The sequence below is a fragment of the Neobacillus citreus genome, from assembly GCF_018343545.2.
GTDB classification, from domain to species: domain Bacteria; phylum Bacillota; class Bacilli; order Bacillales; family Cytobacillaceae; genus Neobacillus; species Neobacillus citreus.
Genome location: NZ_JAGYPE020000007.1, coordinates 1 through 13,830, shown reverse-complemented (window position 1 = coordinate 13,830; position 13,830 = coordinate 1). Strand labels below are relative to the sequence as shown.

The 13,830-nt window shown below is 42.6% G+C and carries 13 protein-coding genes; 1 reads left to right on the top strand and 12 read right to left on the bottom strand.

The genetic code is table 11. The features are described 5' to 3' along the window. Nucleotides 1-233 precede the first annotated feature (233 nt). The 12 genes from KHB02_RS05920 to KHB02_RS05865 form a co-directional block, all read right to left on the bottom strand. On the bottom strand, nucleotides 234-1,379 hold the full coding sequence (locus KHB02_RS05920) for a cation:proton antiporter (protein WP_213147754.1): 1,146 nt from the start codon (nucleotides 1,377-1,379) through the stop codon (nucleotides 234-236). 767 nt (nucleotides 1,380-2,146) lie between these two features. Beyond that, the gene (gene gatB / locus KHB02_RS05915) at nucleotides 2,147-3,574 is read right to left on the bottom strand and encodes an Asp-tRNA(Asn)/Glu-tRNA(Gln) amidotransferase subunit GatB (protein ID WP_213147755.1); all 1,428 of its coding nucleotides are present in this window, start codon (nucleotides 3,572-3,574) and stop codon (nucleotides 2,147-2,149) included. Nucleotides 3,575-3,586: 12 nt separating this feature from the next. Further along, nucleotides 3,587-5,038 carry an Asp-tRNA(Asn)/Glu-tRNA(Gln) amidotransferase subunit GatA gene (gene gatA / locus KHB02_RS05910; RefSeq protein WP_213147756.1) on the bottom strand — a complete coding sequence of 484 codons (1,452 nt, stop codon included), beginning with the start codon at nucleotides 5,036-5,038 and terminating at the stop codon, nucleotides 3,587-3,589. Nucleotides 5,039-5,051: 13 nt separating this feature from the next. Then, nucleotides 5,052-5,345, bottom strand: a complete 294-nt coding sequence (gene gatC / locus KHB02_RS05905; protein WP_213120875.1) for an Asp-tRNA(Asn)/Glu-tRNA(Gln) amidotransferase subunit GatC — start codon at nucleotides 5,343-5,345, stop codon at nucleotides 5,052-5,054. Between the two features lie 174 nt (nucleotides 5,346-5,519). Continuing rightward, nucleotides 5,520-6,176 carry a bifunctional 4-hydroxy-2-oxoglutarate aldolase/2-dehydro-3-deoxy-phosphogluconate aldolase gene (locus tag KHB02_RS05900; RefSeq protein ID WP_213147757.1) on the bottom strand — a complete coding sequence of 219 codons (657 nt, stop codon included), beginning with the start codon at nucleotides 6,174-6,176 and terminating at the stop codon, nucleotides 5,520-5,522. Between the two features lie 21 nt (nucleotides 6,177-6,197). Beyond that, nucleotides 6,198-7,139 carry a sugar kinase gene (locus tag KHB02_RS05895; RefSeq protein ID WP_213147758.1) on the bottom strand — a complete coding sequence of 314 codons (942 nt, stop codon included), beginning with the start codon at nucleotides 7,137-7,139 and terminating at the stop codon, nucleotides 6,198-6,200. A gap of 20 nt (nucleotides 7,140-7,159) precedes the next feature. Beyond that, nucleotides 7,160-8,308, bottom strand: a complete 1,149-nt coding sequence (dgoD, locus tag KHB02_RS05890) for a galactonate dehydratase (RefSeq protein ID WP_213147759.1) — start codon at nucleotides 8,306-8,308, stop codon at nucleotides 7,160-7,162. A 53-nt stretch (nucleotides 8,309-8,361) separates the two neighbouring features. Further along, nucleotides 8,362-9,183: a carbohydrate ABC transporter permease gene (locus KHB02_RS05885; RefSeq protein WP_213147760.1), complete on the bottom strand. Its 822-nt coding sequence runs from the start codon at nucleotides 9,181-9,183 to the stop codon at nucleotides 8,362-8,364. Beyond that, nucleotides 9,180-10,058: a carbohydrate ABC transporter permease gene (locus KHB02_RS05880; protein WP_213120880.1), complete on the bottom strand. Its 879-nt coding sequence runs from the start codon at nucleotides 10,056-10,058 to the stop codon at nucleotides 9,180-9,182. Before KHB02_RS05880 ends, KHB02_RS05885 begins: the two co-directional genes overlap by 4 nt. A 123-nt stretch (nucleotides 10,059-10,181) precedes the next feature. After that, on the bottom strand, nucleotides 10,182-11,504 hold the full coding sequence (locus tag KHB02_RS05875) for an ABC transporter substrate-binding protein (protein WP_213147761.1): 1,323 nt from the start codon (nucleotides 11,502-11,504) through the stop codon (nucleotides 10,182-10,184). Nucleotides 11,505-11,793: 289 nt separating this feature from the next. Further along, nucleotides 11,794-12,540, bottom strand: a complete 747-nt coding sequence (locus tag KHB02_RS05870) for an IclR family transcriptional regulator (RefSeq protein WP_213147762.1) — start codon at nucleotides 12,538-12,540, stop codon at nucleotides 11,794-11,796. 172 nt (nucleotides 12,541-12,712) lie between these two features. Then, the gene (locus tag KHB02_RS05865) at nucleotides 12,713-13,195 is read right to left on the bottom strand and encodes a VanZ family protein (RefSeq protein ID WP_213147763.1); all 483 of its coding nucleotides are present in this window, start codon (nucleotides 13,193-13,195) and stop codon (nucleotides 12,713-12,715) included. Nucleotides 13,196-13,291: 96 nt separating this feature from the next. Here KHB02_RS05865 and KHB02_RS05860 point away from each other — a divergent pair, with 96 nt between their 5' ends. Continuing rightward, nucleotides 13,292-13,741, top strand: coding sequence for an OsmC family protein (locus KHB02_RS05860; protein WP_213147764.1), 450 nt, complete (start codon nucleotides 13,292-13,294; stop codon nucleotides 13,739-13,741). Nucleotides 13,742-13,830: the final 89 nt, after the last annotated feature.

The window sequence follows — 13,830 nt, the reverse complement described above, 5'->3', positions numbered from 1 at the left end:
TTATGAACCCTTTCATAACTACTTGGTCCACGGGCCCGCCTGCCTTTCGGGCGTTATAAACCCTTCATAACTACCTGAGTCACGGGTTCAACCACCTTTAGGGTGTTATGAACCCTTCATAACTACCTAAGCTACGAGCCCGACTGCCTTTCGGGCGTTATAAACCCTTCATAACTACCTGGACCTCGGGCTCGACTGCCTCTAGGGCGTTATGAACCCTTCCCTGCCACTATTTATCCAATGTTCTGCCTAGCCGCCCTCTTAAAAAATAATTTCATCATCGGCGGAGTAACCAATGTGGAGACCAAAGTCACAACAACAATTATGGCGAACATGTCCTGACTTAGAAGCTTGGTCTCCAACCCAATATCGGCAATAATCAATGCCACCTCGCCACGTGATACCATCGCAGCACCAATTCCCAAAGCACTGCCCCAAGAAAATCCCGCTAAAACTGAACCAAGTGATGCCCCAATTAATTTCGTTAAAATAGCCAAAATACTCAATAATACAATAGGAATAATGTTTTCACCAATGCCGCCGAACTGTGCGGTCACACCAATTGAGGTAAAAAACACTGGCACAAAGATGGAATAGCTGATAGTTTCGACTTTCTCAAAAATCTCGTGCTTGAAATCCGTTAAGCTAATGGCCACACCTGCTATATAAGCCCCAATAATTGCTGCAACACCTGTAAATTCTGCAAAATAGGCATAAACAAAACAAATAATTAGTGCCGATGATATAACCGTTTCTGATTCCTTTAAAACAGAGAATCTTTTTAAAAATAACGGGACGACTGCCCAGCCGATTAAAAGCGCCCCTGCGAAAAATGCTACCTTTTTTAAGATGACAACAGTTAGATTAACATCCCCGCCTGAGAGGCTCATTAAAAATGCCAACGCTATAATGACCACAACATCATCAATTACTGCCGCTCCCAAGATAGTAGTGCCTTCCCGGGTTTTTAGCTGATTCATTTCTTTTAACGCTTGTACAGAGATGCTAACACTAGTAGCTGAAAGCACCAGCCCTAAAAACCATGATTCTAAAGCAGTCATACCAAGCATAATTCCCGCACCATACCCGAAAACAAGCGGAAATATGATACCGCCAAACCCTACATAGGTTGATGCTTTACCTGTCCTCTTAAATTCGTCCAGATCCGTTTCCAAGCCGGCAATAAACATAAGCAGGATCACGCCAATTTCACTGAATTCTGCTAAAGTTTCGGTTTCATTTACCAATCCCAATACTGAAGGCCCTAAAACAATGCCAATCAAAAGGGTGCCGAGAACGGATGGCTGCCCAAGTCTGACACTTAGACTTCCGGCAATTTTCGAAGCAATTAAAATGATAGCCAATTGGAGAATTAACATATTTCACACCTCTCTCAATTGTTAGCATTTGTTTTAAGCAAGTCATAAATGCAACACTATTATAAGTCTTCTATCACCGACAAATTCTCCCCCTCTTCCCTGCTAATCAAACGTTTAATTAAAAAGATAATAATCCTTATTAATTCAAGGATTCAGATAAAATTAGCCTTAATTTTTTGCCGAAAACATGCGTCCCAATTAAACGTTTGATTAAATCCTATGAATACCGGTAAATCAATGTTTCCCTAAGACTTGTTCAAAAAGCAGTCGCCTTTTGGCAGATGGTATTTTCACATTTCCCTAAGACTCATTTAAATTTGATATTTTCATTTCAATCAAACGTTTAATTAAATAGCAATAAACACCTTTAAAATAACGATCAAATAAAAAAACACCTAAAAAAACTGCCAAAAAACGTCTCCAATCAAACGTTTGATTGAATCACCAATTCTTCTTTGAAAAATATAGCTTTTCTCTTCTACAAGGGCGGAATAATGTCGTATCACATACGTTGTATTTCATTTGAAAATCTCAAATCAACTCGAAAAATAAAGCATCTCGACTTATTTTCAATTCTTCGACACTTAATCCCAATTTGCAACATCACCTAAACGTTTGGTTAGATTTCCTAAGAAGCCTTTTCAACAAAGGATTTTTTCCCGGGAAATGGTGCAGCGATTGTCGAATATTGCCCCGACATTATCTGCAAAGAAACTCCTTTACAACATGCAAAAAACCGGCAGAAAAAGTTCTACCGGCTTGCAAGCTTATCTCTTATTCAATTCCTGCACTAACAACTGATTCACCAATTGCGGGTTGGCTTGTCCCTTTGTCGCTTTCATGATTTGCCCAACAAGGAAGCCAGTGGCCTTTGCCTTACCACCCTTGAAATCTTCAATCGATTTCGGATTGTTATCAAGAATCTCACCAATAATCTTCAAAAGCGTTCCTTCATCGGAAATTTGCACAAGCCCTTTATCTTTAACAATCTGCTCGGCATCTCCGCCGTTTTCGATTAACTCTTTAAAGACAGTCTTGGCAATCTTCGAGGATATTGTTCCATTATTAATCAACTTGATCATTCCGGCTAGGCCTTCTGGCGTTAGCGGAACATCATGAAGTTCCTTGCCCTCAGCGTTCAAGTAAGCGGAAACCTCACCCATGATCCAGTTGGACGCCATTTTCGCATCAGAACCTGCTGCTACTGTCGCTTCGAAGAAATCAGCGATTTCTTTAATTACAGTCAATACTTTTGCATCATAAACTGGGAGGCCAAGCTCTTCGATATAACGCTTTTGACGCTCATCTGGAAGCTCAGGAATTTCGGCACGAATCCGGGATTTCCAGTCTTCGTCAATATATAATTCGAGAAGGTCCGGTTCCGGGAAGTAACGATAATCATCGGAGCCTTCCTTTACCCTCATCAGAATAGTTGCACCAGTTGCCTCATCAAAGCGGCGTGTTTCCTGATCGATTTTTCCACCGCTCAAGACAACCTCGCGCTGACGTTTTTCTTCATATTCAAGTCCTTTTCGTACAAAATTGAACGAGTTCAGGTTTTTCAACTCTGTTTTTGTTCCGAATTCCTCTTGCCCGACTGGACGAATCGAAATATTGGCATCACAGCGAAGTGAGCCCTCTTCCATTTTACAATCGGAAACGCCTGTATATTGGATAATGGACTTTAATTTTTCCAAATAGGCATAAGCTTCATTTGGAGTTCGGATATCCGGCTCAGAAACGATTTCAATCAGCGGCGTTCCTTGACGGTTAATGTCCACTAAGGAATAGCCTTTTTCATGGTTCAGCTTGCCGGCATCCTCTTCCAAATGAATCCGGGTTATGCCAATCCGTTTTGTATAACCGTCAACTTCAATTTCAATCCAGCCATGCTCGCCGATTGGCTGGTCAAATTGCGAGATTTGGTATGCCTTCGGGTTGTCTGGATAAAAATAGTTCTTCCGGTCAAACTTCGTATGTGTGGCAACTTGGCAATTCAGCGCCATTGCCGCTTTCATCCCGTAATCGACTACCTTTTTGTTCAGAACTGGCAGCACCCCTGGGTAACCAAGGTCGATGACAGTTGTATTTGTATTCGGCTCAGCACCAAAGTGGTTTGGGCTGGATGAGAAGATTTTTGATTCTGTTTTTAACTCTACATGGACCTCAAGTCCAATCACTGTTTCAAATTCCATTTTATTCACCCCCTACAATTGCGGTTTCTTTTTATGATGGTCGGTTGCCTGCTCGAACGCATGGGCAACACGATAAATAGTTGCTTCGTCAAAATGCTTGCCGATAATTTGCAGACCTAACGGCAGCCCGCCGTCAAAGCCGCATGGAACTGAGATTCCCGGCACACCGGCAAGATTCATTGGTATTGTCAGAATATCGTTCACATACATCGTTAATGGATCATCAATTTTTTCACCAATTTTAAATGCAGGAGTTGGCGTAGTTGGCCCTATGATAACATCATATTTTTCAAAGACCTGCTCAAAATCCTGTTTAATCAATGTACGCACCTTTTGCGCTTTTTTATAGTAGGCATCATAGTAACCGGAGCTTAGCGCAAAGGTTCCGAGCATAATCCGGCGCTTTACCTCATCACCGAAGCCTTCTGCCCGCGTCTTTTTATATAAATCAAGTAAATTCTCTGCATCAGGTGTTCGGTAACCGTAGCGGACACCATCGAAGCGGGCCAGGTTGGCAGATGCTTCTGATGAAGAAATTAAATAATAGGCTGCCAATGCGTACTTGGAGTGCGGAAGAGAAACTTCTTCCCAAACCGCGCCAAGACCTTCAAGCACCTTTAGTGCATCCAATACAGATTGCCGGACAGATTCTTGTACCCCTTCGCCAAGATACTCCTTCGGTACAGCGATTTTTAGACCCTTCACATCGCCTGTTAAGGCTCCAGCAAAGTTTGGAACGTCCACGTTTGCTGAAGTGGAGTCCATTGGGTCTAGTCCGGAAATGGCTTGTAATAAATAGGCATTATCCTCGACTGTCCGTGTGATTGGACCGATTTGATCAAGCGATGACGCAAAAGCGACAAGCCCAAAGCGGGAAACCCGGCCATAGGTTGGCTTCATGCCGACAACGCCGCAAAAAGCAGCTGGCTGACGGATCGAGCCGCCTGTATCGGATCCAAGGGAAAATAGCACTTCTCCAGCTGCAACGGATGCCGCTGAACCACCTGAAGAACCGCCTGGGACCCGGTCAAGATTCCATGGATTTCGCGTCTTTTGGAAGCGGGAATTCTCGTTGGAAGACCCCATCGCGAACTCGTCCATGTTTAACTTACCGATCGTTACCGTTTCTGCCTGCTGCAGCTTTTGAACTACTGTAGCATCGTAGATTGGGTCAAAGTTTTCGAGTATTTTGCTTGCACAGGTTGTCCTTAGTCCTTTTGTGACGATATTGTCTTTCACGCCGATTGGCATGCCGTAAAGCAACCCTTTTGTGGCATCCAGATTGTCATCCAGGGCCTTTGCCGCTTGTCTGGCACGCTCTTCATCCAATGTTAAAAACGCCTGAACCTTGTCCTCGACCTCAGCAATCCGCTTATAGGATGCATCAACAAGATCGGAGACCTTCAGTTCTTTTTTATGTAAAAGCTCATGAAGATCTGAAACTTTATGGTCAAATAAACTCACACTAATAATCCTCCTACTCCCCTAAAATAGATGGCACTTTGAATTGGCCGTCCTGATGCTCCGGCGCATTTTTCAATACTTCCTCACGCGGCAACCCTTGCTTTGGGATATCCTCGCGGAGAACATTTTTCATATCAAGCACATGGTATGTAGGAGCCACATTGTCCGTATCCAGTTCATTTAACTGTTCAGCAAATGTGATGATGGCATCAAGCTGCTTGGTGAACTTTTCTGCCTCATCCTCGGTAATCGCAAGACGCGCCAAATTGGCCACGTGCTTCACCTGGTCGGTTGAAATTCGCGACATGTCTAAGTTACCTCCGATTATTGTCATTTAATATTGATGATACCAAACTTTTTCGCTTTACCGCAATGATTACTCTTTAAGTATGGACAAGAGTTTTTAATTTTAGTTCAATTCGGACATTGAAAGTGCCTTTCCAAAAAGAAAAAGCACCCTATTCAGGCGATGGGTGCCTTGTTATTTGATCAAGTTACGTGCAGCTCGTACTGCCTCAACATATGCAGTTGCTTTTTCCTTTAGTTCGCTGAAGTTGCGCTCCTCTATTAATTTAGAATTGACCAAGCTCCCCCCGATTCCACAAGCCACCGCACCGGCTTTAATATAAGACTCAATATTTTCTAATGAGACGCCGCCAGTTGGAATGACAGGAATGTGAGGAAACGGGGCCCTGACATCCTTAATGTACTTTGGTCCGACATGCCCTGCCGGAAACAACTTAACCGCATCTGCGCCCCATTCAACCGCTTGAATCATTTCTGTCGGGGTCATCACACCCGGAATCGCTATTTTTCCGTAACGCAGTGCCGTTCTAATCACCTCTTCAGAAAGGCTAGGACTAAAAACAAAATCTGCACCCGCCGAGATGGCGCGCTGAGCGGATTCACGGTCAATAACCGTTCCCGCTCCGATAAGAGCTTGACCTTTAAACATCTGCGAGTATTTTTCAATTGTTCGGTATGCATGTGGTGAATCTACAGTCACTTCGAGTGCCGTCACTCCGCCCTCAACAAGGCTTTCAATCACCTGTCCGACGATCTCCTCGGGCACCCTGCGGATGACTGCGATAATGCCGCTTTCGACCAATTTCTGCAGCAGCTGAACTTTCGGTATCATTAAAATCTCTCCTTCCCACAACTATCTCAAGATTTCTTCTGAACGATCGGGAGCGATTTCAGCCCAATATGGATAACCCTCCACATCACCCGCCACCGTTACAGCAGATGCGCCTACCCGGTTTCCAAGGGAAACGGCATTCCTATAGGGCCAGCCGCGAAGCAAGCCCGATATGAAGCCGGCAGCAAACCCATCGCCAGCACCAACAGTGTCGACTACCTTCTCAACTCTGTACCCGTCAACGTATTCCTGCTTATCCCCATCATTGTAATAGGCACCGGTATCCCCAAGCTTCACAACGACCGCTTTTGATCCATTTTTAATTAATCCCTCAGCTATTTTCTCCGGTGTTTTTTCTCCTGTAAGAATCAGACCTTCTTCAATACCCGGCAAAACGATATCGCATTTACCGGCAATATCTATTAACACTTCACGCGCTTCTTCCTTTGTCCAAAGCTTCAGGCGAATATTCGGGTCGAAAACAATCGTCACCTTATTTCGTTTAGCTGCATCAATCGCATGATAGACAAGCTCTCTGCAGGACGAACTTAACGCTGGTGTGATACCTGAAATATGAAGGATCTTCGCTTTGGCAATTTCACTTTCTTGCAAGTGGGCTTTTCCCATTCTGCTTGCCGCCGAACCGGCCCTGAAATAATTTACTTTCGGATCTCTTCCATCTTGCCGTTCCTTAAAAAACACTCCTGTCGGGGAGGCAGGGTCAAAGGTTACCAAACTGGTATCGACCCCTTCACCACGAATAAAGTTACGGATGTATAGACCGAATTCATCCTCACCGAGACGACTCGCCCAGCTTACCCGATGGCCAAGTCTGGCAAGAGCGATGGCCACATTTGACTCAGCTCCGCCGATGGTCTTTTCAAATTTACTGACATATCTTAGCGGCCCTGCTTTTGAGGGGTTTAATAGGACCATTGTTTCACCAAAGGTAATCACATCCATTTAATTTTCCCCCTTATTCATTACCACTCGGCAACACTGCCATCTTTATAGCGCCAAATTGGATTCTTCCAATCGTGCCCAACCTTCGCCATTTCCTTTACATGCTCTTCATCCACTTCAATCCCCAAACCTGGGCCTTCAAGAATGTTCACATACCCATTTTCATATTTAAAGACAGAACGATCCTTAAGGTAATCAAGCAAATCACTGCCCTGATTGTAATGAATTCCTAAGCTCTGCTCCTGGATAATCGCATTAGGCGTACAGAAATCCACCTGTAAGCACGAAGCTAGAGCAATCGGACCGAGCGGACAATGAGGAGCAACCGCAACATCAAAGGCTTCAGCCATAGCCGCAATTTTCTTCATTTCGAAAATTCCGCCAGCGTGCGAAACATCCGGCTGGATAATATCAACATATCCATCCATCAAAAGCTGCTTAAAGCCCCAGCGTGTATACTGTCTTTCGCCAGTCGCGATTGGCGTTGAAGTATATCGGGCGATTTCACGTAACGCCTCGTTATTTTCCGGAAGAACTGGTTCTTCAATAAACATTGGACGGTATGGCTCCAATTCTTTCGCAATGATTTTTGCCATTGTTTTATGGACACGGCCGTGGAAGTCCATGCCTATTCCCACATCTTTGCCTACCGCTTCACGGACTGCAGCTATTCTATTTATGACACTTTCCACGCTGGAAGTATTATCAATGTATTCCATTTCTTCAGTGGCATTCATTTTTACCGCTGTAAAACCTGCCTTAATCTTTTCCTTGGCTTCGTTCGCTACGTCGCTTGGGCGATCGCCGCCGATCCATGAGTAGACGCGGATTTTATCACGTGCCGCCCCGCCAAGCATTTCATAAACAGGCATATTGTAGAATTTCCCTTTTATGTCCCACAGTGCCTGCTCAATTCCCGAAATGGCACTCATCATGATTGGACCGCCGCGATAAAATCCCCCACGGTACATCACCTGAAAAAGATCTTCAATTTTCCGTGGGTCCTGACCGATTAAATAGTCACTAAGTTCCTTTACACAAGCCTCTACCGTGCTCGCCCGGCCTTCTACGATTGGCTCACCCCAGCCTTCTAAGCCGTTATCCGTTTCAATTTTTAGAAAAAGCCAGCGTGGAGGAACTTTGTATAATGTTAGATTCGTGATTTTCATAGTAAATTCGCCTCGTTTATATTATTTTTTAAATCACGCATATGCTAAGACTATTAACCTTTCACACTTCCGCCTGTTAATCCTGCAATGATATAACGTTGGGCAAATAGTGCGATGACTAGTACAGGTGCCGTAATGATGACAGATGCCGCCATCAGACCGCCCCAGTTAATTTCCGAATAGGATAGGAAGTTAAAGATGGCAATTGGTAAGGTCTTCGTGTTATCGCCTGCCAAAATCAATGAAAACATAAAGTTATTCCATGAGAAGATGAACGCCAAAATGGATGATGTCACAATCCCCGGTCCTGAGATTGGCAGCATAACTTTGACAAACGCCCCTGGAATAGAACAGCCATCCACACGTGCTGATTCCTCAAGTTCATGCGGAAGCCCTTCGAAAAAGGGAATCATAACCCAGATAATAAACGGCATGGTAACAAGCATATGGCTTAGGATTAACGACGTATATGTGTCAATTAATTGCAGTTTTGAAAAGATAATGAACCACGGGATAAGGAAAGAGATACCCGGTACAATTCTTGCTACAAGAATTAAAAGACCAAAGCCTTGCTGCTTGAATTTTGCAATTGAATAAGCGGCAGGAAGGCCAAGGATGAGCCCAAATAGGGTCGCCCCTGCTGCAACGACAAAGCTGTTCCATATAAAACTAAGAAAGTTATATTCTTTAAAAACATTAATATAGTTATTAAAGTTTGCTGTAATTTCAAAGATTTTATTGGTATTAAGAATTTGTACTTGTGTTTTAAATGAAGCGAGCAACATCCACAGGAACGGGAGTAAGAACAAAAACAGTACAAAATAAACGCCGAAATGGGTGAAAATGGATTTAATCGGACTTTGTTTTTCACTCATAGCTGTACACCCGCCCTTTTCCGTAAAAGAATCGTGAAAATACTAATCGATAGAACGATGATAAAGAAGATCATCAATAATGCGGAAGCTTGGCCAATCTTAAAGTATTGGAAGCCTAACACGTACCCGTAAATGTTGGTCGTTTGAGATGAAGTTCCCGGTCCGCCCTGAGTAGTAGCATAAATAATGTCAAATGTTTTTAACGCGTCAATCATCCTTAATAAAACAGCGGAATATAGCGTCGGTTTTAACAATGGAAGCGTAATTTTTGTAAACGACTGCCAAGGAGTCGCCCCGTCAATCATCGCTGCTTCGTAAGGATCCTTCGGCAGGGAAACAAGACCTGCTAGAACGATTAAGGCGATCATCGGGGTCCATTCCCAAACATCAATAAAAATTAACGAAGGCATAACGAGACTCTGTGAGGTTAACCATTCCTGACCCGGAATTCCGAGTTTGCTTAAGAATATGTTGGCAATCCCGATATTCGGTTCATAAATCAGTACCCAAATTAAGCCGACCGCAACCGGAGTTGCTACCATTGGGAGCAGGAATAAGGTTTTGACAACGCCTTTTCCAACGATATTCTGATTCATAAGAATCGCAATTCCAACCCCTAATACCGTTTCAATCAACACAGCTACAATTGTAAAATAGAACATTAACCAAAGTGATTTAAGAAAAAGTTCATCTTTAAATAATGCGATATAATTATCCAAAGCCACCCATAACGGAGGAGTCACATTCGACATGCTCCACTCATGAAAACTCAGCCAAAACGTATAGCCCACAGGCATGACCATCATTAATCCTACAAAAAGCACAGCCGGCAAGGTAAAAACCCACTTGATGTGACGGTCAATCCAATTTGTCATTCTTTTGTTCCTCCCGGAAAAGTTTATGTTTTGTTAAAACAAACGGCTTTCGGGCATGATCCAGTATTACAACCTAGATTGCTGACCGAAAGCCGATTAAAAATTTGTGCTAATTAGAACGGATTACTTCTCACTGTCAAGAATCTTTTGGAATTCTCCGTCTGCCTTTTCTGCAGCAGCCTTAACATCCTTGCCTTCGATACCAGCGATGATGATATCACCGATGGAATCACGTGCGCTTCCTACGTTGATTACCACTGGACGGTCATAAGAAGTACCAGTTTTACCATTTTCAGCAATAGCTGCCGCTAAATCTTTCGGGAATTTAGCAGTTCCTTCTGCAGACTCCCAAACAGAAATACGTGCGCCAGGATTTCCTTCAGCTTGAAGCTTCGTGACCATTTCTTTGCTTTCTACCCACTTAATAAATTCCCATGCCGCATCTTTCTTCTCAGAGTTAGCGCCAATACCAAGTGCCCAAGATGTTACGTTGTATGGCTTAGAACCATTAGCACCGGCTGGAAACGGAGCAAAACCAACTTTGTCAGCCACAGCAGATTTTGATGGATCAGTTGCGTTTGTAAACAAGGAAGATGCATCTGTATAGAAAGCAGCTTTTCCTTGAGTGAACACAGCCATTGCCTCAGGCCAGCTCATATTTAAAGTACCTTTAGGGCCATATTTGTTTAATAGGTTTCCATAATATTCAAATGCTTTTAATGCCTCAGGTGAAGTAAGGGTGGATTTTCCATCCTTCATAAAGTCTCCGCCAAAACCATATAGGAAGCTGGAGAACTGTGTAACTGCAGCAGCACGTTTACCACGGGCAACAAATCCAGCAACGCCATTTGCAGGGTTGTTTAACTTCTTAGCCGCTGCTTCAAGCTCTTCTAATGTCTTTGGAACTTCGATGCCGGCTTTTTCTAACAGGTCTTTACGGTAGTAAAGAACTTCCGTCTCTGTTACAAGCGGTAATCCAAAGTATTTTTTGTCTTGTTGCACGCTTCCTAGGGAAGAAGGAATAAAATCCTTTGTATAGTCTTGTTCTTTAGAAATATAACCAGTCATGTCTGCAAAGTAGCCGCTCTTATGGAACATCTTACCGTCTTGAAGCGGACGGAACATAACAACGTCGATGTTCTTAGAGTTAGATGCAAACTCAACGGAAGTTTTTTGTGTTAATTGGTCTTCAAAATAGCTGTCAATTTTTACTTTAATGCCTGTCTCTTTCTCAAACTCAGGCAATTGTGCTTTAATTGCCTCTGTCCAAGGGTGGTTGGCAGCAACCAAGCGGATTTCTTGAACCTTTTTCTCAGCAGTCTTCTCAGGTGCCTTTGTGCCTGTTGAGGAATTTGAACCGCTGCAGCCAGCAAGTGCAGAGCTAAGACCAACAGCTAAAGCAAGAACACCAGCAGCTTTTTTAAAACCTACAAAACTCGTTTTCATAATTTTCCCCCTTGCTGTTATTTTCACAAAAGTGATAACGATTTCATTCTATACTGTAGACCTATAACACATAATAAAAAATAGTTTGGTAGAATAATGAAATTAATAAATTCCCTTGCATGAAATTTTCCTTAAGTACCCACATTACACGATTGTTGCCTTAGCGTTTTAAAGCGTTTTCAAAAAACTATAGATAATCATCTTTTTTATATAATGAATAGAATCATAATGACCCTTTTCCTACATGCAAGTCCCCCTTTCAAAGGTTTAATAAAACTTAGCATTGTGGTTATCTGTACCCAATACTGTCAGAAATTTTCATTGAAGTATGGAGCAAGTTTTCCACAATTCGTTCTTTATTTTTTAACATTCTTTCTTTAGGACCTGCTACGCTAATTGCAGCCTGAATCGTACATTCTACTCCATATATAGGAGCAGCCAGACAATATAACCCCTCTTCATTCTCTTCATCATCAATGGCATAGCCAAGACTTGCGAACATTTCCAGTTGCACTTTGAGAGATGTTTTGTCAGTTATCGTCTTTGGTGTAATAGGCTGCAATATTAGGTTTCTGATAATTTCCTCCCGTTGCTTATCCGAGAGAAAGGTTAAGAAGGCTTTTCCTAATCCCGTGCAATACAATGGCTTGCTTTTTCCTGGTTCCGCTGTTGTACGAATGGATCGATTGCTGTTGATCTTCGCCACATAGATAAGTTCAGAATCTGATAAAACAGCCATAAAGACAGTTTCCTGTACCTCTTCCATTAGTTTTTTTAGAAAAGGCAAGCCTTGGGCAGCAACATCGAGACAATTCATCGCTATGCTTCCAAGGGGTATAAGCTTTGGTCCAAGCCTATACTTTTTTGAATAATCGACCGTCAAATAGTTTGCTTGAAATAATGTCTCAATCAAACCTGATGTACTGCTTTGCGGAAAAACAAGTGTCTCGCTTATTTCTTTGATTGTTAATCCCTCTGGGTGCTGTGCAAGCAACTCAAACACTTTTAACACGCGTTCTGCCGATTTAACAGCCATCTCCAATCCTCCTCGGAATCACATATGTGATTTTGAATCATGTATGTGATTTCAATACCCATATTACTACAGGTTGTAAACCCTTACAACACATTTTTTTCTGATAAACTAAAAAATCTGCAAATTTTCAAAAAACGTTGCAGATTTCAACATAATTTCGGTTCAGTTTGCCTTATTTTTTTATTTTCCTTTTAGGGCGGGAAAAAAACTGCAAAATTTTAAACGGGATATAGCCCAAAATTCCGCCAAAGGTATTTAAGATCAAATCATCCACATCGAAGCTGCCAAATTCGAACACCAACTGCAGTATTTCATAGGATAGACTTAAACTGAACGCGGCTAGCATGACGGTTCTAAGTTTTTGAAACTTTTTTGCCAAGAGTGGTAAGATAAAGCCAAGCGGGATAAAGCCAACCACGTTTCCAGCTAGATTCTTCACCCGAATATCGAAATTGACATCGGCTATATACAAATAAAAATTAATGGTTTTAAAGGGAACAAAATTGTTTGAGCGCCAGTGGTATCCGTCATAGGTGAAATTAAAATGATTGATAATCTGAGATAGCGGGATATATTTAAATAATACGAGTTTTGTAAGAATGGCTAGATAAAGGCAAAGTACTAAAAACAAAAATAGTTTTTTTATTAGGTTCATGTTTTTGGCTGCTCCATTTAATTAATAAACTAACCATATCATATTTTAAAAATCATCGGGTTTTTATACAAGAAATATTTCACTGGAGGTTTTTGGATGGCTGAACATCGATTTTTATTAAAAGCAAACTGGCCTGGGCTTCGGAATGATGTAGGTGAAATTGAAACTGCAAACCTGAAAACAAAGGTATCCATCCCGCCGGAAATGGATGGCCCGGGGGTCGGAACGAACCCAGATGAAATGCTGCTGGGTGCAGCTGCGACTTGCTATATCATCACGCTTGCCGCCATGATGCAGCGAAGCGGGCTTGATAAGGCGGGTTTAACGATGGAATCGGAAGGGATTGTCGATGTGACCAATGGGGTTATTACCTATAAAAAAATTATTCATAAACCACTTATCGTTTTGAAAGCGGATGCTGCCGAAAAGGATTTTACATTAGCACACAGGCTTGCCAAGAAGGCGGAGACCTCCTGTATGATCAGCAGGGCGGTGCAGGGGAATGTAGAGATTGAGCTCCACGCTGTGGTGGAAGCGGCAAACTAAAAGGGGCCTTGTTGAACTGCACCAAAATTGTTAGACACAAAACTAACAATGGAGGTGCAGTTTTTTATATGGCTAAATTTACATTCGAG